The sequence below is a fragment of the Salegentibacter salegens genome (assembly GCF_900142975.1).
Taxonomy (GTDB): domain Bacteria; phylum Bacteroidota; class Bacteroidia; order Flavobacteriales; family Flavobacteriaceae; genus Salegentibacter; species Salegentibacter salegens.
The window spans coordinates 3,756,177-3,778,187 of sequence record NZ_LT670848.1; the positions used below are offsets into that span (position 1 = coordinate 3,756,177).

The 22,011-nt window shown below is 37.3% G+C and carries 23 protein-coding genes; 17 read left to right on the forward strand and 6 right to left on the reverse strand.

Going from position 1 to position 22,011, the window contains the following annotated elements; genetic code table 11:
- Positions 1–116 precede the first annotated feature (116 nt).
- Genes B5488_RS16640 through B5488_RS16660 form a run of 5 tightly spaced genes read left to right on the forward strand, consistent with a single transcriptional unit; the run spans position 117 to position 5,336 of the window.
- Complete coding sequence (locus B5488_RS16640) at positions 117–1,046, forward strand: ABC transporter ATP-binding protein (RefSeq protein ID WP_079736274.1); 930 nt, start codon at positions 117–119, stop codon at positions 1,044–1,046.
- Positions 1,039–2,331, forward strand: a complete 1,293-nt coding sequence (locus B5488_RS16645; protein ID WP_079736275.1) for an ABC transporter permease — start codon at positions 1,039–1,041, stop codon at positions 2,329–2,331. The genes B5488_RS16640 and B5488_RS16645 overlap by 8 nt, the downstream gene beginning before the upstream one ends.
- A gap of 3 nt (positions 2,332–2,334) precedes the next feature.
- Positions 2,335–3,267 (forward strand): mechanosensitive ion channel family protein, encoded by a 933-nt coding sequence (locus B5488_RS16650; RefSeq protein WP_079736276.1) that lies wholly within the window; start codon positions 2,335–2,337, stop codon positions 3,265–3,267.
- A complete protein-coding gene (locus B5488_RS16655; protein WP_079736277.1) occupies positions 3,260–4,168 on the forward strand; it encodes a DUF6268 family outer membrane beta-barrel protein in 909 nt (302 codons plus the stop codon). Before B5488_RS16650 ends, B5488_RS16655 begins: the two co-directional genes overlap by 8 nt.
- Position 4,169: 1 nt before the next feature.
- Positions 4,170–5,336, forward strand: coding sequence for a sigma-54-dependent transcriptional regulator (locus B5488_RS16660; RefSeq protein WP_079736278.1), 1,167 nt, complete (start codon positions 4,170–4,172; stop codon positions 5,334–5,336).
- A 9-nt stretch (positions 5,337–5,345) separates the two neighbouring features.
- Here B5488_RS16660 and B5488_RS16665 read toward each other — a convergent pair whose 3' ends face one another.
- Positions 5,346–5,879, reverse strand: a complete 534-nt coding sequence (locus B5488_RS16665; RefSeq protein WP_407690223.1) for a hypothetical protein — start codon at positions 5,877–5,879, stop codon at positions 5,346–5,348.
- A 497-nt stretch (positions 5,880–6,376) separates the two neighbouring features.
- On the opposite strand from B5488_RS16665, the gene rlmF reads away from it, so the two are divergent.
- The 3 genes from rlmF (at position 6,377) to B5488_RS16685 (ending at position 9,535) form a co-directional block, all read left to right on the forward strand.
- Positions 6,377–7,240 (forward strand): 23S rRNA (adenine(1618)-N(6))-methyltransferase RlmF, encoded by an 864-nt coding sequence (gene rlmF / locus B5488_RS16670; RefSeq protein WP_079736280.1) that lies wholly within the window; start codon positions 6,377–6,379, stop codon positions 7,238–7,240.
- A 192-nt stretch (positions 7,241–7,432) separates the two neighbouring features.
- Entirely contained in the window at positions 7,433–7,912 is a 480-nt protein-coding gene (locus tag B5488_RS16675) for a ferritin-like domain-containing protein (RefSeq protein WP_079736281.1), read from the forward strand.
- A 456-nt stretch (positions 7,913–8,368) separates the two neighbouring features.
- Positions 8,369–9,535 (forward strand): IS4 family transposase, encoded by a 1,167-nt coding sequence (locus B5488_RS16685; RefSeq protein WP_006987510.1) that lies wholly within the window; start codon positions 8,369–8,371, stop codon positions 9,533–9,535.
- Between the two features lie 634 nt (positions 9,536–10,169).
- On the opposite strand, the gene B5488_RS18435 is transcribed toward B5488_RS16685, so the two are convergent.
- Positions 10,170–10,310: a DUF4372 domain-containing protein gene (locus B5488_RS18435; protein ID WP_079736284.1), complete on the reverse strand. Its 141-nt coding sequence runs from the start codon at positions 10,308–10,310 to the stop codon at positions 10,170–10,172.
- A 219-nt stretch (positions 10,311–10,529) separates the two neighbouring features.
- Here B5488_RS18435 and B5488_RS16700 point away from each other — a divergent pair, with 219 nt between their 5' ends.
- The 4 genes from B5488_RS16700 (at position 10,530) to B5488_RS16715 (ending at position 14,203) form a co-directional block, all read left to right on the forward strand.
- Positions 10,530–11,948: a M20/M25/M40 family metallo-hydrolase gene (locus B5488_RS16700; protein WP_079736285.1), complete on the forward strand. Its 1,419-nt coding sequence runs from the start codon at positions 10,530–10,532 to the stop codon at positions 11,946–11,948.
- An 82-nt stretch (positions 11,949–12,030) separates the two neighbouring features.
- The gene (locus B5488_RS16705) at positions 12,031–13,401 is read left to right on the forward strand and encodes an MATE family efflux transporter (RefSeq protein ID WP_079736286.1); all 1,371 of its coding nucleotides are present in this window, start codon (positions 12,031–12,033) and stop codon (positions 13,399–13,401) included.
- 2 nt (positions 13,402–13,403) lie between these two features.
- A complete protein-coding gene (locus tag B5488_RS16710; protein ID WP_079736287.1) occupies positions 13,404–13,634 on the forward strand; it encodes a hypothetical protein in 231 nt (76 codons plus the stop codon).
- A complete protein-coding gene (locus B5488_RS16715) occupies positions 13,634–14,203 on the forward strand; it encodes a phosphatase PAP2 family protein (protein ID WP_079736288.1) in 570 nt (189 codons plus the stop codon). Before B5488_RS16710 ends, B5488_RS16715 begins: the two co-directional genes overlap by 1 nt.
- On the opposite strand, the gene meaB is transcribed toward B5488_RS16715, so the two are convergent.
- Positions 14,200–15,288, reverse strand: a complete 1,089-nt coding sequence (meaB, locus tag B5488_RS16720; protein WP_079736289.1) for a methylmalonyl Co-A mutase-associated GTPase MeaB — start codon at positions 15,286–15,288, stop codon at positions 14,200–14,202. The genes B5488_RS16715 and meaB overlap by 4 nt on opposite strands.
- Positions 15,289–15,384: 96 nt before the next feature.
- Between meaB and B5488_RS16725 the strand changes: the two genes are divergently transcribed.
- Entirely contained in the window at positions 15,385–15,816 is a 432-nt protein-coding gene (locus B5488_RS16725) for an organic hydroperoxide resistance protein (RefSeq protein WP_079736290.1), read from the forward strand.
- Between the two features lie 143 nt (positions 15,817–15,959).
- On the opposite strand, the gene B5488_RS16730 is transcribed toward B5488_RS16725, so the two are convergent.
- Positions 15,960–16,523, reverse strand: a complete 564-nt coding sequence (locus B5488_RS16730) for a DUF2911 domain-containing protein (RefSeq protein WP_079736291.1) — start codon at positions 16,521–16,523, stop codon at positions 15,960–15,962.
- Positions 16,524–16,765: 242 nt separating this feature from the next.
- On the opposite strand from B5488_RS16730, the gene B5488_RS16735 reads away from it, so the two are divergent.
- The 4 genes from B5488_RS16735 to B5488_RS16750 are packed head-to-tail and all read left to right on the forward strand — an operon-like array spanning position 16,766 to position 20,063.
- Entirely contained in the window at positions 16,766–17,311 is a 546-nt protein-coding gene (locus tag B5488_RS16735) for an RNA polymerase sigma factor (RefSeq protein WP_079736292.1), read from the forward strand.
- The gene (locus B5488_RS16740; RefSeq protein WP_079736293.1) at positions 17,295–17,915 is read left to right on the forward strand and encodes a hypothetical protein; all 621 of its coding nucleotides are present in this window, start codon (positions 17,295–17,297) and stop codon (positions 17,913–17,915) included. The genes B5488_RS16735 and B5488_RS16740 overlap by 17 nt, the downstream gene beginning before the upstream one ends.
- Complete coding sequence (locus tag B5488_RS16745; RefSeq protein ID WP_079736294.1) at positions 17,896–19,305, forward strand: DUF4097 family beta strand repeat-containing protein; 1,410 nt, start codon at positions 17,896–17,898, stop codon at positions 19,303–19,305. Before B5488_RS16740 ends, B5488_RS16745 begins: the two co-directional genes overlap by 20 nt.
- A gap of 56 nt (positions 19,306–19,361) precedes the next feature.
- Positions 19,362–20,063, forward strand: coding sequence for a peptidoglycan DD-metalloendopeptidase family protein (locus tag B5488_RS16750; RefSeq protein WP_079736295.1), 702 nt, complete (start codon positions 19,362–19,364; stop codon positions 20,061–20,063).
- Here the strand turns inward: B5488_RS16750 and B5488_RS16755 are convergent, their stop codons facing one another.
- Together B5488_RS16755 and B5488_RS16760 are read right to left on the reverse strand one after the other, a co-directional pair.
- A complete protein-coding gene (locus tag B5488_RS16755) occupies positions 20,064–20,540 on the reverse strand; it encodes a DUF4199 domain-containing protein (RefSeq protein WP_079736296.1) in 477 nt (158 codons plus the stop codon).
- Positions 20,541–20,659: 119 nt separating this feature from the next.
- Positions 20,660–21,940, reverse strand: coding sequence for an alginate export family protein (locus tag B5488_RS16760; RefSeq protein ID WP_079736297.1), 1,281 nt, complete (start codon positions 21,938–21,940; stop codon positions 20,660–20,662).
- Positions 21,941–22,011 lie beyond the last annotated feature (71 nt).

The following is a 22,011-nucleotide window of genomic DNA, read 5'->3' on the forward strand; positions in this document are numbered from 1 at the left end:
TACTTACAAAGTTAGATTTAATAAGCGCTGACATTTGTGCTGAAATCTTTTGTTTTTTTCAACTTAAATCCTTGTGGGCTAGCCGCAGGCTAATTTAGTTTTACGAACTTTTTTATATGGAAAATCTCTTAGTAGCAGAAAATATTCACAAGGAATTTGGCAATTTTACTGCACTAAACAATGTCTCGATAGCCATCCCACGTGGAAGTATCTTTGGGCTTCTAGGGCCAAACGGCGCGGGAAAAACTACATTACTTCGTATTATAAACCAGATTACTATGCCTGATAAGGGCCAGGTTTTTCTAGATGGCAAAGCTTTGCATCCCGATGATATTGCCCATATTGGTTACCTGCCGGAAGAACGCGGGCTTTATAAATCTATGAAAGTTGGGGAGCAGGCACTTTATCTTGCTCAACTAAAAGGGCTTTCTAAAGCAGAAGCTAAAGAACGACTGGAATACTGGTTTACAAAGTTGCAAATAGAGGGTTGGTGGGATAAAAAGATCCAGGAGCTTTCTAAAGGGATGGCGCAAAAAATACAATTTATTATTACGGTTTTACATCGCCCTAAGTTGTTGATTTTTGATGAACCATTTAGCGGGTTCGATCCGGTAAACGCGGGTTTAATCAAGAATGAGATCCTTCAACTTAAAGAAGAGGGAGCAACTATTCTTTTTTCAACACACCGAATGGAAAGTGTAGAGGAATTATGTGATTATATGGCATTAATTCATAAATCGAATAAATTGCTGGACGGTAGAGTTTCAGAAATAAAAAGAGCTTATAAATCCAATACCTACGAGGTTGGTTTGGAATCAGAAAATAATACTGCGCTTTTAGCCGAATTAAAAGAAAAATTCGTGATAGGCAATACTAATTTTAAAAGTATAAACGACGATCTTAAATTGACAATTCAGCTAAATAACGGGGAAACTCCCAATCAGCTTTTAAACTATCTTCTTGGTAAAGCAAGGATAAATCATTTTGTAGAAGTTATTCCTTCAGTAAACGATATTTTTATTAAAACCGTAACTCAAAATGCGTAATCTAAAGCTTATAATTCAGCGGGAATATTTAGCTCGGGTAAGGAATAAAACCTTCATTATAATGACATTCTTAAGTCCATTGATTTTGATAGGAATGTTTGCCCTTATCGCTTATTTGAGTATGCTTAATAGTAGTGAGCAACGTATTATTGGCTTGTATGATGAAACAGAAATGTTTGCTTCAGAATTTAAAGATCAGGAACAGGTGCAGTATTTAGATCTTTCGGGGAAGTCTCTTGATGAAGCAAAACAATTGGTGAACGAGCAGGATTATTACGGGCTCATTTATATTCCTGAAAATCTTGATAGAAATTTTGAAGGCGTTCAGTTCTTTGGAAAAGAATCGCCCGGTTTGGGCACCATTCAGGCTATAGAAAAGACCATTGCCGATAGGCTCACCCGAGAAGAACTTATTAAACGTGGTATAGACGTTAACCAGTTAAATGAGGCCAAAACTGAGGTACGAATTGAAATTCAAAATTTTTCTGGGGAACGCACCTCTAAAATGTCTAATTATATAAAAATGTTTTTTGGTGGCGCTGCAGGTTATTTACTGATGATGTTTATTATCATTTATGGGAATATGGTGATGCGCAGTGTGATTGAAGAAAAAACGAATAGGATTATTGAGATAATTGTTTCTTCAGTAAAACCCATTCAACTTATGATGGGAAAAGTATTAGGAACTTCCTTAGCCGGAATTACACAATTCACAATTTGGGTGCTTCTGGCCAGCGTTTTGGCGATAACTTCATTTTATGTTTTGGGTATAGATATTTTTACGGTTCAGAAATCACAACTGGAAACTGTAGAACAAATAGCACAACCCGAAATTACCCAATTGGTTATGGATGTTCTTAATTTACCAATTCTAAGTCTGGTTATATTTTTCCTAATTTATTTTATTGGTGGTTACTTTCTATATAGTGCTATTTACGCGGCAATTGGGGCGGCGGTAGATAGTGAAACCGATACCCAACAATTTATGTTTCCGGTTATTTTGCCTTTAATGTTAGGGATTTATGTAGGATTCTTTTCAGTAATAGAAAATCCTCACGGAAGTGTTTCTACCATTTTTTCTATGATTCCGCTTACTTCACCTATAGTGATGTTAATGCGCATTCCCTTTGGGGTGCCGTGGTGGGAATTGGCTATTTCAATAGCAATTTTAATTATCACCAATTTTGGGGTGATATGGCTTGCGGCTAAAATATACCGAGTGGGAATTCTTATGTACGGTAAGAAAGCCAGTTACAAAGAATTATTTAAATGGCTTAAATACTAGAAGATGCAAGAACAGGATAATTCAGAAACTACACAAGCAATAAAAGAGGTGGTACAACAGGATATTTGGGGTAGCCTGGTAGATTTCTGGAATTTTGTGTTATTTCCTATAGAAACAGCTGGAAATACTGTGCATATTACCATAGGAAACATTCTGTTTGTTGTTATTGCTTTTGTGCTTACTAGTTTAGTACTTAGAATAATAAGGTCCTTTATTACCAATAAACTGCAGGAAGGAGATAAGCTTAAGTTTATAAGTGTATTTAAATTTATTAAATACTTTATTTATGTAGTGGTGATTTTGGTGACCATAAGTTCTTTGGGCATAAATATTACAATACTTTTAACAGCATCGGCTGCACTTTTTGTAGGTATAGGTTTAGCTTTACAGGAGTTTTTTCAGGATATTATTGGAGGGGTTTTTATCATTTTAGATAAATCCCTTTTAGTGGGAGACGTGATAGAGATGGAGGGTAGAGTGGGACGTGTTTTTCAAATAAAACTGCGAACCACCCGCGCCTTAACAAGGGACGATAAGGTGATGATTATTCCTAATCATAAGTTTATGAGTGATGTAATTTTTAATTACACCCAAAATCATGAAACCACTAGAGAGGCCGTAAAAGTTGGAGTGGCTTATGGTAGTGACACTAAAAAAGTTGAAAAAGTTTTACTGAAATGTGCTAAGCAGATTAAAGATGTTATGGAAAGCCCCGAGCCCTTTGTACTCTTCGAGGATTTTGGAGATTCGGCTTTGCATTTTTCCCTACATTTTTATGTAACCGATAGTTTTGTAGATCCAAAAATAAAAAGTGAACTTAGATTTAAAATAGATGAAGAATTCAGGATCAATAATATCACGATTCCTTTCCCGCAGCGGGATGTGCATTTTTATCCTACCCAAAACCTAAACCAAAATTTGTCTAATAATGAATAGGACCTTTAAATTTATAGGTTTCCTTTTGTTGGGGGTTGTAACTTTTCCGGCGATGGCACAATCTACAGATTTGGCCCGAATAGAATACACTTATTTTCCGCAGTCAAATTCAGATAATTCTTTTAGAAGGTTTAGAACATTTGTGAATTTTCCCATTAAACTTAATGATAATGACGCGTATCTAATTCCTGGAGTGGAATACAGAAATGTGAATTTTAGGTACAGAAATGATGAAGCTTTTTCTACCAATAATCTAGACCGTTTCCAATCATTCACCGGAAAAATAGGATATACTTTTAAAATGAACGATTTATGGCGATTTGGAGCCGAAACAGGAGTGAAGATTGCTTCTAACTTTGCTACCAGTGAGTTAGTAAAAGACGATTTTATTTATACCGGTTCAGTATATTTCATAAAGATTAAAGAAGACCAGCGTTATGTAGAGCCCTGGCGTTTAATTTTGGGATTAAGTTATTCTACAACAACAGGTTTTCCGTTTCCACTTCCAGTGATTAATTATTATAAACGTTTTGATGAAAAATGGTCTTACGGTTTAGGAATTCCTAAAACAAACCTTGTGCATTACTTTAATGATAAGCACCAAGTCCAGGGTTTTGTGACTTTAGATGGATTTTTTGCTAATGTTCAGCAAAATTTTAATCCGTACCCCAAAACTAATCCCAATGCTAATAGGCTTGCCGAAAGTATGTCTATGACCATTGTTTTAAGCGGTTTGGGATATCAATATAACTTTACCGATCATATTTCATTCTATGCCTATGCCGGTTATACGCTTATTAATGATATTCGATTAAGAGATAATGACAGGGAAGACCTGTACACTATAGACGAAAACAATACATTCTACGCCCGTAGCGGCTTAAAATTTAGTATTTTATAATATGGCAAGTATTTTATTAATTGAAGACGAAGCAGCAATAAGAAGGGTTTTAGTAAAAATCCTTACTGAAGAGAGCAAAAATTATGAAGTTGAAGAAGCGGCAGATGGTCTTGAAGGCATTGAAAAGATAAAAGATCAGGATTTTGATCTGGTGCTTTGCGATATCAAAATGCCCAAAATGGATGGGGTAGAAGTCCTGGAGGCTATTATGAGAATTAAGCCTGAAATCCCTGTGGTGATGATTTCCGGTCACGGAGATCTTGAAACTGCTGTGAATACTATGAAAATGGGCGCTTTTGATTATATAGCTAAACCACCAGATCTTAACCGACTTTTAAATACGGTAAGAAATGCTTTAGACCGAAAAGAACTGGTATTAGAGAATACGCGTCTCAAGAAGAAAGTAAGCAAGAATTTTGAAATGATTGGCGAATCTGAAGAAATTCACCTAATCAAAGAACTTATAGAAAAAGTTGCTCCTACAGATGCTCGTGTTCTTATCACCGGCCAAAATGGTACGGGAAAAGAATTGGTAGCTCACTGGTTGCATCAAAAAAGCGACAGGTCTAAAGGGCCAATGGTAGAGGTGAACTGCGCGGCTATCCCTTCCGAATTAATAGAAAGTGAACTTTTTGGGCACGTGAAAGGGGCTTTTACTTCCGCTAATAAAGATCGTGCCGGTAAATTTGAAGTTGCCAACGGCGGAACTATTTTCCTTGATGAAATTGGTGATATGAGCCTTTCGGCACAAGCTAAAGTTTTACGGGCACTTCAGGAAAATAAAATTTCACGGGTAGGAAGTGGCAAAGATATTAAGGTAGATGTTCGCGTGGTTGCGGCAACAAATAAAGATCTCAAAAAGGAAATTGAAGAAAAGAAATTCAGGGAAGACCTTTATCACAGGCTGGCGGTGATTTTAATTGAAGTGCCGTCTCTAAACGAACGTCGTGAAGATATCCCGCTGCTTATAGATTATTTTAGCGAAAAGATATCTGCGGAACATGGTTCTGGTAAAAAAGAATTTACCGAAGATGCCTTAAAGATCCTTAAAGATTACGATTGGCGCGGAAATATACGTGAGCTGCGAAACGTAGTAGAACGCCTTATTATTCTTGGGGGTGAAAAGATAACCGAAGAAGACGTAAAACTCTTTGGAAGCAAATTTTAAACTATAAACTTATTGATTTTCGCTGTGAGGCGGCGGATTATACCTTAAAAAGTACATCGTATCGCCACTCGGGTGTTGCCATTCGTGGAATAACTCAAACCCGAAGCGTTGATAAACCAGGGCGTTTTTGCGCATTCTCGTTTCAGCATAAAGCGGGATTTGGAATTCTTTGGCCTTTCTATAAAATTCGTCTTTCATCTCCTTGCCAACCTGGGTGTCGGCACCACGGGATTCGGCTAAGATCCCCCAAAACCAGCAGTATAGATATTCGCTTTCTTGTGGGCGTTGTTTTTTAATGTAATTCTGGTTTTTTACGATTGTATAAGCGTTTTTTACCCCGGTTACATTTAATACCAGGCCAATTTGAGACCGTATATCTTTTAGGAAATTATCGTCTTTCTTGCTGGTCTTAAATAAAATAGCAATTCCCATTCGGTTTTTAGAAATAATAAGCGCATCTTTTTCAATGGCCTTTTCCACCATATGCGTGGCAAGATATTCAAAACGTTTATGGCGGTTTCCTGCCTTTTTTACAATATCCATAGAGGACGGGATTTCCTTTAAAAGACTGGTAACCTTCGTGATGATCTCTTCTTTCTCTGCTTTGTTCAAACTGCTACAATTTAGCGGCGAAGATATAAAATTTATCTTTTTTGAAGCTGATTAAAGGCGGCTATAAATGATATGTAATTTTCATATTATTCAGGCTCTTTGTTTATAAATAGCAGTTCGTTAATGTCAGGTAAAAATCCATTTCCAGGATTTAATGTTTTTATTTGACTGAAAATCACGTATTTATTTTTTTTCTGGTTTATGTATAATCCAATCTTGGTGCTAATTTTCTAAAACTGCAACAGGTTTGTATAATTAGAAAGATGAATCTTACAAAAGCTGACAAGGTTTGAAGACCTCACTTTTTTACCCGACAACAATATTTATTTAATAATTTTAAGGCCCCGGAGTTTCTACTTTGTAATTCTTTTTCCGAAAAATAGACCTAAGCATTGTAACTTTACAAGTTAATTAATCATTAAAAAAAATTGCATTCTCAAAATATTCATAAAAACCCGTATGATCTTGATGCTCTCACTGGTAGTCATAAACCTTTGAGTGCATTTGTTTTTACAAATAAATTTGGAACAAAGACAATAAACTTCTCAGATCCACAAGCGGTCTTGCATTTGAACAAGGCTTTATTAAAGCACCACTACGGTTTATTAGAGTGGGGAATACCGGAAAACTATTTATGCCCTCCCATTCCCGGCAGGGCAAATTATATTCATCATCTTAATGATTTGATATCAAAAGATGAAAGGATAAAAGAAGAAGTAAAAGGACTGGATATTGGGATGGGAGCAAATTGTATCTATCCCATCCTGGGTGCCAAAATTTATAATTGGAAAATGACCGGTGCAGATATTGATCTCCCTGCAGTATATTCAGCCACTAAGATCCTGAAGTCCAATCCAGATTTAGAAAATTTTGTTAACATAAGGCATCAAAAGGACCGGTCAAACATTTTTAAAGGAATAGTGAAAGAAGGGGAATGCTATAATTTTAGTATGTGTAATCCTCCGTTTTATGAATCCCAAGAAGCGGCCAGAAAAGCAAATTTGCAAAAAAGAGAGAACATAGGTTCATCCTCTTTTCCTCTCAATTTCGGCGGACAGGCTAACGAATTGTGGTGTAATGGTGGGGAAGCTTTGTTCGTAAAACGGATGATCAAAGAAAGTGTACATTTTAAAACCCAGATAGGGTGGTTTACTTCTCTTATTTCCCAAAAACAAAATCTTCCGAAATTAATTAAACAACTTACTAAGTTAAATGCATCACATCAAGTAAAAGATATGGAAACCGGAAATAAAAAAACCAGATTGCTTGCGTGGAGATGGAAAAACTGGTAAATCCTTCTTAGATCTTCTCTAAAGTAGCATTACAAGAAAATGGGCAATGTCGCAAAAAAATCAAATAATTTCTTAAGGATGTTTCTCCTAACTTTCTTAACAATCCTGTTAAACCCTTCTAAAACTTTGACTAATTTGGCTTAGTTGCTGCAGATGCTACAGTATCTTGGTATCTAATTGAAACTAAAAATTATGAAGACCACAAGAGAAGAAGCCAAGGAAGAAAGTCATAAAAACCTTGTTGATGATTTGCAGGAGCTGCTGGAAAAAAATTACAATGCTGAAAAAGGATTTAAAAATGCTATGGAGGGCAGGAAGCACTCTGGCTTAAAACAATTCCTAAAAAAACAGTCATTGCAAAAAGACCAATTCGTGACTGAACTGGAGCATTTGATTCGTTCTTTAAATGACGTGCCAAAAGAAAAAGGAAGTACCAAGGGTGACCTTCACCGTACATGGATGGATATAAAAACCGCATTGAGCAGCAACAAAGATGAAGCTTTACTTGAGGAATGTATTCGTGGAGAAAAGGCCAGTAAGAAGGAGTATGAAAAAAAATTAAAGGAAAGTTATTATACGCCTGAAGTAACCAGGATCATAACAGCGCAACTTGAGGAAATTAATAACACCCTGGCTAAAGTGAAAACTTTGGAAGACCTTGCTGATGATTAAGCATCAAAACCAATGATTCCAAGCTCTGCAGACTTTGCAGGGCTTTTTTGTTTTTACATTTCTTTTTTGACAGGCACCATATATACATGAATTTTAGTTTTTTAAAGAACACTGGATGCAATAGTTCCCATAATAATAAGGTAGGCATTTCATTCATCGGTATAATCGAGAATTGTCTTTGAAGCATCTCCTTCTGCAAAGTGAGTTGAGACATTAGGATCATTTAAATGTGCGGTTAGGCTTAATCTGTGGGTTTAAAAATTTTAACCTGTGAGGTGGTTAGAACGCGTAGGTTGATTCCTCTCAAATTGAAGAGGAATTTAAATGAACGATTACTAGTGATGCGTTAACTTTTTTATTTTTCAACTAAAACCTCTATCCATGGGATTTTGAAAGCGTTCTTTGATTTTTTGATTTGAAATGAATTCTAGCTTAGTAGTCTAAAACTAGACCGCTATGAATTCTGGAAAATACGTTTTTGCCCAAACACTGGACTATGTGAACAGGTATGAGTTCGGGAAGTGCGTAAAACGGTACAATGGCGACTACAGAACCCGTGATTTCAATTGTTGGAATCAGTTCGTTCAGTTGTTTTTTGGCCAGTTGACCTCCCGCAATTCCCTTAGGGACATCGCTACCTGCCTCAGGGCACACAAAAGCAAGCTATATCATTTGGGAATGAACGGTTATGTCAATCAGTCCTCATTGTCCCGTGCCAATGAGGGTAGGGACTGGAGGATATTCGCAGACTTTGGAGAATACTTGATCGGTCAGGTGCGTCCTCTGTACACCGATCATCCCATACCCAACATCAGGTTGGAAAATGAGGTTTTTGCGTTGGACTCGACCACGATCTCCCTTAGCCTTGTCCTTTTTCAATGGGCGCCGGGAAAGTATTCCCGGGGAGCCGTAAAGATCCATACCCTGCTCGATCTCAGGGGTAGCATACCATCTTTTGTGTTGATCACCGATGGGAAATACCACGACAGTAACGTACTGGATGTATTGGTGCCGGTATCAGGAGCAATCTATCTGATGGACAAAGCTTATATAGACTTTGAAGCGCTCTACCGCATACATCTTGCAGGGGCTTCTTTTATCTCAAGGGCCAAATCCAATATGGACTACACGGTCACTGGCCAGAATTACAATATAAACCCCGTGACAGGTTTAAAAAGTGACAAGACCATACTGCTCAATGGATATAAATCCAAAAGGTTATATCCAGAGCCACTTAGGTTGGTAGAATACCACGATGTAGAGAAAGATATTACATTGTACTTCTTGACCAACAATCAAGAAGTGTCCGCTCTAGAGATAACAAAACTGTATAGAAACAGGTGGCAAATAGAGGTGTTCTTCAAGTGGATAAAACAAAACCTGACCATAAAAAAACTATGGGGGCATTCTGAAAATGCAGTAAACATCCACGTATGGATGGCAATTTGCACTTACTTAATCGTAGCTCACATAAAACATTCGTTACGCAGCAGCCTATCCATATATGAGATCATACAAATACTAAGTATATCGGCGATGGATAAATCCTCCATAAAAGAATTGCTTACAGAAGAATTTTCAAATCAAAATTTCAATGAACAAAAAAATTTATTTGACAACTAATTATTAACGCATCAGTAGTAATGAACGATAATAAAATTCTAAATATTAATCATTGAAAATCAAAGTAGTGTAGTGATTTATTTTTTAAGGTCCTGTGGCTATTTTTTTTTACATTAAAATACCGGTTCTGGCCAAATTTTCTTCTAAGTATGTCTTTGGTAAATTTATATACCGGCACTTGCAATTCTTTGCCAAGACCGCAGGCATCATCACATTTGAGCTTTTTCAGGAAATTATGATCATGTGTGGCGATGGGGCTAAACCAAATTAGGTTCGGCACTGTTTTATCTGCATTTATAACAGAATGGACTTTGATTCCACCTTTTCCTTTGGGTTTCTCCCCACACATTTTAAAATATCTTTAAAAAGGGCTAATGGTGGTGCTATCCACAATTTTGACTTGTTAATCCAAAACCTCTTTAATTCGGCTGTCCAAAAAAACGCTACCGCATTGCCCGAGCAAGCTATCGTAGATATTCCAAAAAAAAAATCAACCTTCCTGGTTTTGTTTGTATCAGAAAGAGTGCTCCTTTTTGGAATATGACCCCGTTTAACATGCGAAGAGGCCAAGCATTACAACGGAAACTTCACTTAAAGAGTTACATTTGGCAAAGGAGCATGACAGCATACTTATCTAGTGATCCCTGGTCATAAACTTCTTAACATATCGATTAGAATCACACTTCTGGACCTCTTCTTTTATTGTTCTATACCCAATTAAGGAAATTAGCTGTCCGAAAACAGATTTACCAGAAAAATAATTACTTTTAGCCATCGTATTTACTGTTTTACAACTCTAAATTGTGATTTTTAAGGTGAAGCCATTCGTAGCTTGCTTTTTTTGCCGGACCACACTGATAGCAGTTATATATTTCAGCAGAAAATCATAAAAAGTTTTTCGAAAAATTTCCGGAAAATTAAAGCATTACAATAGAAGCTTCCGCAGGAATAATTAAATTCGTAATTAATAGTTTAAAATAAAATCCCATCCCTGATGAAAAAATACCTTTTTGCCATTTTTTGCCTCGTACTTACACTAAATCTTAACGCCCAGGCTAAGGAAACAAAGGAAGATTCCCTTCAAATTCGTGAATTATATGATGCCGCCCTGGTTAAGGGCCAGGCTTATGAATGGTTGGAGCATCTTTCTAATAATATTGGCGGGAGATTATCAGGCTCGTTAAATGCGCAAAAAGCGGTAGAATACACCAAAGCACAGTTGGAAGAATTAGGTCTGGACAAAGTTTGGCTGCAACCGGTTATGGTGCCCAAATGGACGCGCGGCGCCCGGGAGCACGCTTATATTCAAACCGGCCCTGGGATGACTACCGAAGTTAATATAACTGCTCTGGGAGGCTCAGTGGCTACAGCCGCTGGCGGGTTAAAAGCTCAGGTTGTAGAAGTACAGGGGATAGAAGACCTGGAAAATTATAAAGATAAAATAAAAGGCAAAATTGTTTTTTATAACCGCCCAATGAAACCGGAACTTATTCAAACTTTCGAAGCTTACGGTGGGTGTGTAGATCAGCGTTACTCGGGAGCTGAAGCAGCTGCAAAATATGGTGCTGCAGGAGTAATTGTACGTTCTTTAAGCCTTAAAATTGATGAAAATCCGCATACGGGTTCAATGAGCTATGGTGATTTGCAGGATAGTCAAAGGATCCCGGCCGCTGCAATAAGCACCAAAGATGCTGAATATCTCTCCGGAATTTTAAAATTGAAAAAAGACCTGGAATTTTATTATAAATTAAGTTCAGAAAATCACGGCGAAGTTCAATCTTATAATGTAATCGGGGAAATAACCGGAAGCCAATTTCCTGAAGAAATTATGGTTGTTGGTGGTCACCTGGATTCTTGGGACCTGGGGGATGGTTCCCACGATGATGGCGCTGGAGTGGTGCAGTCTATGGAAGTTTTGCGTTTGTTTAAAGAAACGGGGTACCAGCCAAAAAGAACTATTAGAGTAGTCTTGTTTATGAACGAAGAAAATGGTTTACGCGGCGGAAATAAATATGCCGATGTTGCTCATAGCAAAAATGAAAATCACATTTTCGCTTTAGAAAGTGATGCCGGTGGATTCACACCACGCGGATTTTCTTTTGAAGCAGACGACGCTCAATTCGCACAAATTGAAAGCTGGAAACCGCTTTTTGAACCTTATTTAATTCATTATTTTGAAAGAGGAGGTAGCGGTGCAGATATTGGTCCGTTAAAGAAAGGGGATATCGTCCTTGCTGGCTTAAGACCAGATTCTCAAAGATATTTTGATCATCACCACGCCGCGACCGATACTTTTGAGCACGTCAACAAGCGCGAGTTAGAATTGGGAGCTGCTACAATGACTTCGTTAATATACTTGGTAGATAAGTACGGAATGAAGCGTATTAACATTGAAAAAGGCCAAAAACTTTAAACCAAAAATTTAATTATTCTTTATCGCGATTTAAATTTTAGGCCGGTAAAATCCTGCTATCTTTGCCGCCAAAATTTATGTTTTGCAACTAAGCGCCTATACCAAAGAATTCGGTAAGAATTTAAACATTGCCTTTCCCGTAATGCTCGGCCAGTTGGGGCATGTTATGGTAGGTTTGGTAGATAATTTAATGATTGGCCAATTGGGGCCAGCACCACTTGCTGCGGTTTCTCTCGGAAATTCCCTGGTGTTTATTGCACTTTCCCTGGGAATTGGATTTTCTTTTGCTATTACACCTTTAATTGCTGAAGCCGATGGTGCACAGGATATCAATAAAGGCCGAAGCTATTTTCATCACGGGGTTATTTTATGCACCATTAACGGGATTGTTCTATTCCTCACCTTATTGGTGGCAAAACCGGTTTTATACTATTTAGATCAACCACCTGAAGTAGTAGAACTCGCCATTCCTTATCTTAATATTGTGGCGTTTTCAATGATTCCCTTAATGATCTTCCAGGCCTTTAAGCAGTTTGCTGACGGACTTTCGCAAACCAAATATGCTATGTACGCGACATTGATAGCTAACGTAGTGAATGTTATTTTTAATTATCTTCTTATCTACGGAATTTGGATCTTCCCAAGATTGGAACTGGAAGGCGCAGCAATTGGTACCTTAATTTCCCGTTTCTTTATGCTTTGGTTTGTTTGGGAAATCTTGAGACGTAAAAAGAAATTCGCCGAATATTTTAAATGGGGTAAAAAGGAATCTTTAAATTCTGAAGTATTTAAAAGATTATTAAATCTCGGTTTCCCAACTGCGCTCCAAATGCTATTTGAAGTAGGGATTTTTACCGCTACGGTATTTCTAGCCGGTTTGCTGGGAACCAATCCACAAGCGGCTAATCAAATAGCCTTGAATCTCGCGTCTATGACGTTTATGATCGCCGTTGGACTTGGAGTTACCGCTACAATTAGAGTGGGAAATCAAAAAGGATTGGCCAATTTCAAGGATTTGCGAAGAATCGCCATGTCAACTTTTTTGCTGGTGTTTTTAATTGAAGCGGTATTTGCACTAGGTTTTATTTTGTTGAAAGATTGGCTACCCACATTTTATTTAGATAATGCTGAAGTGATTTTACTGGCAGCGCAATTACTGGTTGTTGCTGCGTTATTTCAACTTAGCGATGGCTTACAGGTTGTTATTCTGGGAGCTTTAAGAGGGCTTCAGGATGTGAGAATTCCAACCGTAATTTGTTTTATTTCTTACTGGATTATTGGTTTCCCGGTTTCCTGGTATTTTGGAAAAGCCGAAAACCTTGGAACTATGGGAATATGGCTTGGACTTCTGGCAGGGCTCTCGGCTTCGGCATTAATGTTGTACATTCGATTTAATTATTTATCAAAAAAACTTATTTTGCAAGAATCAAGTCTTGTTCAATCAAAAATTTAATTATGGATTTCCCTAAATTTCTTCTCGGTGATAATACCGATTATCCCACTGCTATTTTCGTAGTACATACTGAATTTCCGCGTTTTATAATCAATCTTGAAAATGATGAAGTAGAATGGTTGGAAGAATTTGACCAGCATGATGAGGAGGAACTCGAAAACGAGACCGAAAACCTTATTAAAGAAGCTTCAGAATTTTACGATAGAGAAATAGCGCGATACGAAGACGATTAATGGAACGATTAATAGACTTAGATCATAAATTATTTCTTTGGTTCAATAATTTGGGGAACGAATCCTGGGATTGGCTTTGGTTGCTTATTACCGATAAATGGACAGCAATCCCATTATATGCTTTACTTTTATTCCTTATTTTTAAGAACTTTGGTTGGAAATCAAGCATGGTAACGCTTGTTTTTATCGCCTTATTAATAACCGCTACAGACCAATTGGGGAATGTTTTTAAAGACGGTTTTGAACGTTTAAGGCCCTGCCGCCAGGAAGGCGTAATGGAATATGCCCGGTTTGTCGCTGTGCGTTGTGGTTCTTACGGGTTCTTTTCGGCACACGCTTCGAACTCGATGGGTGTAGCTATTTTTTTGGGTTTATTATTTAGAAAAGTATATCCAAAAATGATAATTTGGCTTGTCGCCTGGGCATTATTAGTAGCCTATAGCCGGGTTTATCTAGGTGTACATTATCCAGGCGATATTATTGTAGGAATGCTGATTGGTGCCCTTCTAGGCTTTATTTTTTATAAACTTCACCAATGGGCTCAGGAGAAAATTTTTAAAAAAGATTAATCTAGATTTTCAAATTTTTCAATTAAAAGATCGGCTGCGGCAAAAGCGGTAATTTCATTGTTTTCTATAGCTTTTAACTGAATTTCTAATTCGTTTTTCATTACTGGATTTCGATAAAACCGGTTTTTAAGATGCTCATTTATAGTTTGTAAAAGCCAGAATTTATTCTGCTCTTTCCTGTTTTTCTGGAAATATCCATTCTCTTTTAGCGTAGCCTGAAATTCAGAAATAAGTTCCCAAACACTATCTATTCCTGTTTGCTTCAAAGCACTACTAAGCGCAACTTTTGGTTTCCAGCCGCTTTCTTTTGAAGGGTAAAGTTGAAGTGCCCGATTAAACTCCAGTTTTGCCTCACGCGCTGCTTTTATATTGTCGCCATCGGCTTTATTGATCACAATCGCATCGGCCATTTCAATAATTCCGCGTTTTATGCCTTGCAATTCATCGCCTGCACCGGCCAGTTTCAGCAGTAAAAAGAAATCGGTCATACTGTGTACGGTAGTTTCGCTTTGGCCAACGCCAACGGTTTCAATAAGAACCACATCAAATCCCGCGGCTTCACATAGAATAATACTTTCACGGGTTTTTTTGGCTACGCCGCCAAGGGAATTACCGGAGGCTGATGGGCGTATAAAAGCATTTTCTTCTTTTACCAGGTTTTCCATTCTTGTTTTATCGCCTAAAATACTGCCTCGCGAAACACTGCTGCTAGGATCTACCGCTAACACCGCAACTCTTTTTCCTTGCTGAATTAAATACGAACCAAAACTTTCTATAAAAGTACTTTTACCAACTCCGGGCACACCGGTAATTCCAATTCTAATTGAATTTTGGGAATGTGGCAAGGCATCTTCCAAAAGCTGTTGTGCCTTTTTTCTATGCGAAAATTGATTGCTTTCAACTAGTGTAATTGCACGGCCCAAAGCTGTTTTATTGCCATTAAGTAATCGTTGAAGCAAGTCTTCTTCTGCAAACTTACTTTTTCGGGAAGCCCTTATCTTTTGAGCGGAATTGGGGTTCACATTCGCTGAAGTTGGTTTACTGCCAGATTCACTTAGTGCCGATTGTTGTTTCTTCTTGCTCAAACCTATGGTTATTTATGACAAATTTATGAATTCGATCTTTGGGAGCCTTGTTTTTGCTTGGTATATTCAGGCCTAATTAATTAAATTTAAATAACGATGAAAAATTTGTATAAAACAACGGTAACTACCAAAGGAGCAAGAAAAGGCCACGCCAAAAGTGATGACGGCTTACTGGATGTTCAATTAAGCGTCCCTAAGTCTATGGGCGGCGAAGGCGGTGATTTCACCAATCCCGAGCAATTGTTTGCAGCTGGTTATTCTGCTTGTTTTGGAGGTGCGTTGCAGGTGGTAGCTAAAAAACACAATATAGAATTAGGCGAAGACCTTAGTGTGAGTGCAGTAGTAAAATTAGGGCAAACTGAAGATGAAAATTTGCAACTTGCAGTAGTTTTAGATTGTTTTTTACCCGGCGTTGATGTAGAAACCGGTGAGAAACTTGTTAATGAAGCGCACGAAATTTGTCCTTATTCTCGTGCAACAAGAGACAATATAGATGTAACGCTTAACCTTTTAGTAGACGAAGACTAAGGTGAAATTTTTGAAATTTCGTTATCGTCATGCTGAACTTGTTTCAGCATCTAAGACTTTAAGAAATTAGACCCCGAACCAAGTTCAGGGTGACTTAAATTATAAACCTCACAGGGTTTTAAGACCCTGTGAGGTTTAATTTTTTATGCCTTTTCAGGTTTTATAGGAACACTAACCAGCGTTTCATCCCAGGCTAAATTTAGAAGTATAAACTCATTTTTTTGATTAAAAGCTATGGTAAACTGTTCCATAGTTCGTTTTAAATCTTTGGTGGGGACTTCCAGTACCAGCGCGTCAAATGCAGGGTCACGATAGGCTTCTTCTTCCAGGTTAATTCCCCAGGGATACATTTTATCATTAAAAATAACTTTCCAGGAATTTTCCATCGGGATAGTCCATAAGGTATATTTCCCGGCCGTTAAAAGAGAGCCATCTACCATAATATCTTTATTGGTTTCAAAAGTAGTTGCTTCATTAGCCCCTGTTCGCCAAACTTCATTGTAAGGAACCAGGTTTCCAAAAATTACCCGGTTCTTTTTATAAGGGCGGTTGTAGAAAACCTCTATTTTTAAATCTTCTTCAGTATAAGATACCATGTCTTCCGGGCTGTGAGCTTTGGTATTGTAGCGCAGCACAAGCAAAATTACTGTGGCCAGCACGAGAATTATGCCGCCCATTTTCAAGAAAGTCTTTACCGGTTTTTTCATTATAATTCAATTTACAATATCTAGTTCAAAAAGCGTGCAAACTTCATTTTCAGCAAGAAAAGAGAAAAAGACGTATTTTCAGCTAATATTTAATAGAAGCTTGCAACATTAGAAAAATAGCTTCGTCTTTATATTGAAACCAAGCTGGTAAAAGCCGATTGTTTTGATAGCCAACCAAAATGTTTCGTTGCTTGTATCCAGAATATCAAATCCCATTTATTGGGTGAAATCAACCATCAAAAATGATACAGCATAAATTAATAGAAGCCTGTAAAAATAATGATCGCAGAGCCCAACTAAAGCTCTACAATCAATATTGCCAGGGTATGCATTATGTGGCCTTACGCTTTTTGAAGGACCCTTTTGAAGCCGAAGACGCGATGCAGGAAGCGTTTATAAAAGCCTTTGCTAAACTGCAACAATTTACAGGAGAAGTCACTTTTGGTGCCTGGCTTAAGCGCATTGTAATTAATAAATGTATTGATAAAATAAAGGCGAAAAAAATGGAATTGGTCGCGATAAACGAACAGGTTTTGACCACTGCCGAAGAAGATGATAATTGGCAGGTAGATGATGGTATTGGGATGGAAGAAGTAAAAACAAGTATGGAAAATCTTCCTGAGAAATATAAATACCCGCTGATGTTATTCTTGATGGAAGGTTATGATCACGAAGAAATTTCAGAGATTTTAAATATTAGTCCGGTAGCCTCGCGGACTCTGGTACACAGAGGTAAGAAAAAATTGAAAGAAGAATTAAAGACTATAAAAAATGGCACAGGATATTAGGGAAATGTTCAGGAATAAGAAGGAGCCCAAATCAAATACATTACCTAAAGGGCACCAAAAACGCTTTGAAGCTCTCCTGGAAAAAGACTTACCAAAGAAAAAAGAAAACAAGGCTTTCTTTTTTCTGAAGATTGCAGCGGTACTTGTTGTAGCCCTGGGAATAGGATTCTATTTTCTGAATTCTAATGGAGATAATTTTAGTAATGAGCCTGCGGTGGTGGATACTCCAACCGAGAAGACTTCTGAAGAAAAAGAAAATCAACTAAAAGCTTCGGGAAATATTTTTCAGCTAAGTGAAGTTTCTCCGGAATTCAAGAAAATTGAAGATTATTATATGGCAAGTCTCAATATTGAACTTTCCAAGATCAATATTACACCAGAGAATAAGGCGCTTATAGATTCTTTTATGAAACAAATGGCAGAGTTAGATAAAGAATATCAACGCTTAAACATAGAAATAAAAGAAACCGGTCCAAACGAGGAAACTTTAGAGGCAATGATCGCAAACCTTCAATTAAGATTGGATTTGCTGTATAAGCTGAAGAATAAATTAAAAGAAATCAATCAATCACAAGACAAAGAATATGAAAACTACGAGGTATAATTTAATGTTCGCCCTGGCACTTTGCCTTCCGGTAATGCTTGGTGCACAAACCAAAAAGTTGAATAAAACTTATAAAACTTCAGATAATGTAGAAGTGAGAATAGATGCCAGTCACACCAATATCTTGGTAGATTACTGGGATAAAAATGAAGTTCAAATAGAAGCCACTTTAGAAACAGGTGAGGTTGAAAAAGATAAAACGGAAGAACTATTGGCCGCCTGGGAATTGAATACATCAGGAAATACTTCTGTAGTGAATATTTCTTCCGGAGGCGGGATGCAGTGGAACGGGGAGATAGATCTAAGTGGACTAGAAAAACCTTTGGCCAGTCTTCCGCAGATGCTGGAACCTCTAATGAATAACCTGGTAACTCCTTTAATACAAAGTATGGGTGAAAGCATGGGCGAAGGTATGGGAGCACCGCTTCCGCCAGAATTCAGTGAGAAAATGGGAAAGATAAAATTTGACTATGAAGCTTACCAAAAAGACGGGGATAAATATCTTGCGAAATTTGAAGAAGAGATAGAAGCTAATTTTGGAGATGATTTTGAAAAATCTATGGAAAAATGGGCTAGCCAGTTTGAGAAAAATGCTGAGAAATGGGAGAAGAACTTTGAAATGAAAATGGATATAAACGAGGAAGAGCTGGAAAAGTCTATGGAGAAATGGGCAGAAAGCTTTGGGAAAGATATGGAAGCCTGGGGCGAATCTTTTGGAGCACAAATGGAAGCTCGTTTTGGTGAGGCTGAAAATGGAAAAAGTAAAGTGATAGGTTTAAATAATTCTAAGGCTAAAAAGACCATTAAGGTGAAAATGCCAAAAAGGGGTAAACTTAAACTTGATGTTCGTCACGGAGAGGTTAAACTTTCTGGAACTACCAATAATTTACGAGCCGATCTTTCTCATAGTAAATTAACCGCCGATAGGATAAATGGGAAAAATACTGATGTGGAAGCGGCCTACACGCCGGTGAATATCAACTACTGGTCTTACGGGATTATGGATGCTAAATATGTGAAAAACTTTAAAATTAATAAAGTTAAAAGCATTAAACTAACTTCAAATTCAAGTAATGTGAATATCAACGAGCTGGAAGATACCGGGATCTTATCGGGGAATTTTGGCGAATTGAATATTGCAAGCGTCGGTCCTAATTTTAAAAATCTGGATATCAATTTAGAAAATAGCGATTTGGAACTGGGCTTGCCTTCTTCAGCCTTTAATTTTATGTACAGCGGCACGCAGAGCGATATTAAACATCCCAAAACTTTAAAATTAACGAGTAGTGAATCTTACGATAATAAAAAGCTTACGGGTTTTCATAAAACTAAAGATTCTGGTGGGAATATTAGTATAAAAGCTAATTTCAGTGAAGTCTTGTTAAATTAGATTTCAAACTGTATTTTGCAATCATTATAAACTACAAACCGTTTATAAGATCGCTTATGGGAACCACCAATTTTTCTGAATTTCTTTCGCAGCTAACTTCTGGATTTACCCAGGTTTTAGATGTGAACTTAAGGGAAGAAGATTATATTATTATAGATTTATCTGAAGATAATGTAGAGCTCGGGAAAGTAGATGTGTCTTCTTCCCGGGCTTTTTCTAATTATATAGCTGAATATTTAAATGCCTTCGGAAAAAAAGTCGCTTTTGGCGGTTATTCTGAAGTTCGGAAATTATACAAAAGAAGCGACCTTTTTACAACTTCAGAAGATGAAGACAGCAACAGGAATATTCATTTAGGTTTGGATTTTTGGGCTGATGCGCATACCGATGTTTTAGCAGTCCTGGATGGGAGAATTCACAGTTTTAATGATAATACCAATTTTGGCGATTATGGGCCCACAATTATTCTGGAACATAAATTTGAAGAGAATAAATTCTATTCCCTTTATGGTCATTTAAGTCGGGCTTCTTTACAAGATTTAACGCCTGGAACTTCCATCAAGAAAGGAGAGAAAATAGGTGAACTGGGAACTGCAAAAGAAAACGGGGATTATGCCCCGCATTTACACTTTCAGATCATTGAAGACCTGGTCGAAAAAATTGGTGATTTTCCGGGAGTAACTTCAAGAAGGGACCTGGATTTTTATTTACAAAATTGTCCAGATCCCAATTACTTGCTCAAACTAAGAAATTCTTAATTATTTTCTCTTTAAAATAAGTGCAGCAAATGCTGCGGTTACTACACCAAACATTAACGCACCTGCTATAGATTGTACAATGTAGGAGCTTAGGTTAAAATAGGCTTCAGCGTCTTCACGTTTCATTGCATTTCTTTCTACACTGCTTTCTATGGAATTTTCAAAGAATTCTGGAGAAATAAGATAGTGTGTGATTAACTGGCCAATTGGAGAGAGTAGGGCAATGACTATGCTTAAAATTACTCCCGAAACGAATCCCTGTTTCCACCTCATTTTTCCACCGAAAAAATTTTTTCTTTTATCGTGGATAGCAAACAGATAGACCGCAATGGCAATTAAGCCGAAAAAGTTAGTATAAATTGCGTGTTTGGCAATTAGCACATCGTGCCAACCCATAAGTTTTTCAAAATACATCCAGAGTAGAGAAGCAGCGAAAAAGATTACTCCCCATTTTATTTCAATTACGTAGTTTTTCATTGGTCGATCGATTTTGACAAAATTAAGTAAAAATCGGTTGGGAGTTAAATGCGTAAGACCTGTTGAATGCCTACAAACTAACTTTCTAATAGCTTTTAATAGTAAACATTCGGCTTTTTCTAATCTTTAGTAAAGTTATGTTGAAAAATTCTTGGAGAGATAGTTAGCTGTGCCCAGGCCCAATTGTTGGTATTTTGATGATTTTCAGATTTTAGAATGCCCATATTTTCTGAAGCAAACATGTGGGAATATCCTAAATTCAGAATAATATCTTTTGAGAATTTATGTGTAAAAACCGCATCCAGTTCAGTTCCAAGGTATTTTTCATGGTCTTCTCCCAAAGATGCATTGGAGGTGAAATAATGAGCTTTTATTAGCAAGGAATTTAGCTTTCCTGTATTGATATTTATCTTCCCATGAAAATCATTTAATCCAACACTATTTGCATGATTTCCCACATAAAAGTAATCCATAAACCCGTTGAATTTATGGTTGGTGCCATAAAGTGGGAAGAAAGATTTATTTATTCCTTCACTTTCCCTGTCGGTTCCGCTTAGTATTTCAAGTCCTATTCCATATTGCATATTGTTGAGCTTGTATTCTCCCAATAACGAAAATTGATAGGCACTTAGTTCTTGTTGTGCGCTGGAATAACCAAATTGATAATAGGCACTACCAGATATTTGAAAGCGTTTTGCCGGTATCCTGAAGTATGAGCCTGTGGTTTGCCGGTTGTATACCCCATCTGGTTGATCATTATTTTCCCCAGCGAATTTTTGAAAGCCGTTATTTAGAAATAGAATGCTGAACTGGGCACTGCCCAATTCTTTTTTCAAATAAAAATACTGCATACTTTTATAACTAAAGAAGCCTTGAATAGCATAGGTGTTTCCGGTTAAATATGGTTCTTCCTGGTTATATGCCGCTCCAAGGTCTATAGTTAATCCTGTAGACTTGTATTTTAGGATAAGTGCATCATGAGAACGTCCCTGCATTGCCCAATCCAGTCCGCCAAAGATTCTTTGGTCATCATAAGAAATTACCTGTCTTCCGAGTTTTACTGCAAAATAATCACTTAGTTGCAATTGAGCCCAGGCCTGGAATAAGGAAAAAGAATCGTTATGATCGCTGGGAAGAATCTGGCGGGTATCTCCCCAGGTGCTTACATCCTGGATACTAATATAGGTTTGTAATTTTTCAGAATTGTAGTCTAAATTTAATCGGCTTCGTTGGGTTACAAAAGCCGCTGGTTTAGCGTCATTAGGAAAAAGATTTCCATACCCGTGGCGGTATTCAAAGCGCGGTCTTATATCGGCATCAATATAAAAATTCTGAGAAATTCCGGAAATGGGATAGAGTAGAAATAATGAGAAAAACAGAAATGGTAATTTAAAATTCATAAGTTGAAGATTAAAGTTCTTTGTTTCAAAACTACGTAAATTATTTAAAAAATACGTATAGATACTTAATT

Bases quoted from the DNA above. Each gene is read 5' to 3' on its own strand.
- B5488_RS16685 (WP_006987510.1), top strand. From the start codon at position 8,369: ATGAATTCTGGAAAATACGTTTTTGCCCAAACACTGGACTATGTGAAC.
- B5488_RS16660 (WP_079736278.1), top strand. From the start codon at position 4,170: ATGGCAAGTATTTTATTAATTGAAGACGAAGCAGCAATAAGAAGGGTT.
- B5488_RS16675 (WP_079736281.1), top strand. From the start codon at position 7,433: ATGAAGACCACAAGAGAAGAAGCCAAGGAAGAAAGTCATAAAAACCTT.
- B5488_RS16760 (WP_079736297.1), bottom strand. From the start codon at position 21,940: ATGAATTTTAAATTACCATTTCTGTTTTTCTCATTATTTCTACTCTAT.
- B5488_RS16735 (WP_079736292.1), top strand. From the start codon at position 16,766: ATGATACAGCATAAATTAATAGAAGCCTGTAAAAATAATGATCGCAGA.
- B5488_RS16655 (WP_079736277.1), top strand. From the start codon at position 3,260: ATGAATAGGACCTTTAAATTTATAGGTTTCCTTTTGTTGGGGGTTGTA.
- B5488_RS16715 (WP_079736288.1), top strand. From the start codon at position 13,634: ATGGAACGATTAATAGACTTAGATCATAAATTATTTCTTTGGTTCAAT.
- B5488_RS16730 (WP_079736291.1), bottom strand. From the start codon at position 16,523: ATGAAAAAACCGGTAAAGACTTTCTTGAAAATGGGCGGCATAATTCTC.
- B5488_RS16745 (WP_079736294.1), top strand. From the start codon at position 17,896: ATGAAAACTACGAGGTATAATTTAATGTTCGCCCTGGCACTTTGCCTT.
- B5488_RS16725 (WP_079736290.1), top strand. From the start codon at position 15,385: ATGAAAAATTTGTATAAAACAACGGTAACTACCAAAGGAGCAAGAAAA.
- B5488_RS18435 (WP_079736284.1), bottom strand. From the start codon at position 10,310: ATGGCTAAAAGTAATTATTTTTCTGGTAAATCTGTTTTCGGACAGCTA.
- B5488_RS16710 (WP_079736287.1), top strand. From the start codon at position 13,404: ATGGATTTCCCTAAATTTCTTCTCGGTGATAATACCGATTATCCCACT.
- B5488_RS16650 (WP_079736276.1), top strand. From the start codon at position 2,335: ATGCAAGAACAGGATAATTCAGAAACTACACAAGCAATAAAAGAGGTG.
- B5488_RS16700 (WP_079736285.1), top strand. From the start codon at position 10,530: ATGAAAAAATACCTTTTTGCCATTTTTTGCCTCGTACTTACACTAAAT.
- B5488_RS16640 (WP_079736274.1), top strand. From the start codon at position 117: ATGGAAAATCTCTTAGTAGCAGAAAATATTCACAAGGAATTTGGCAAT.
- B5488_RS16755 (WP_079736296.1), bottom strand. From the start codon at position 20,540: ATGAAAAACTACGTAATTGAAATAAAATGGGGAGTAATCTTTTTCGCT.
- B5488_RS16750 (WP_079736295.1), top strand. From the start codon at position 19,362: ATGGGAACCACCAATTTTTCTGAATTTCTTTCGCAGCTAACTTCTGGA.
- B5488_RS16740 (WP_079736293.1), top strand. From the start codon at position 17,295: ATGGCACAGGATATTAGGGAAATGTTCAGGAATAAGAAGGAGCCCAAA.
- B5488_RS16645 (WP_079736275.1), top strand. From the start codon at position 1,039: ATGCGTAATCTAAAGCTTATAATTCAGCGGGAATATTTAGCTCGGGTA.
- B5488_RS16665 (WP_407690223.1), bottom strand. From the start codon at position 5,879: ATGGATATTGTAAAAAAGGCAGGAAACCGCCATAAACGTTTTGAATAT.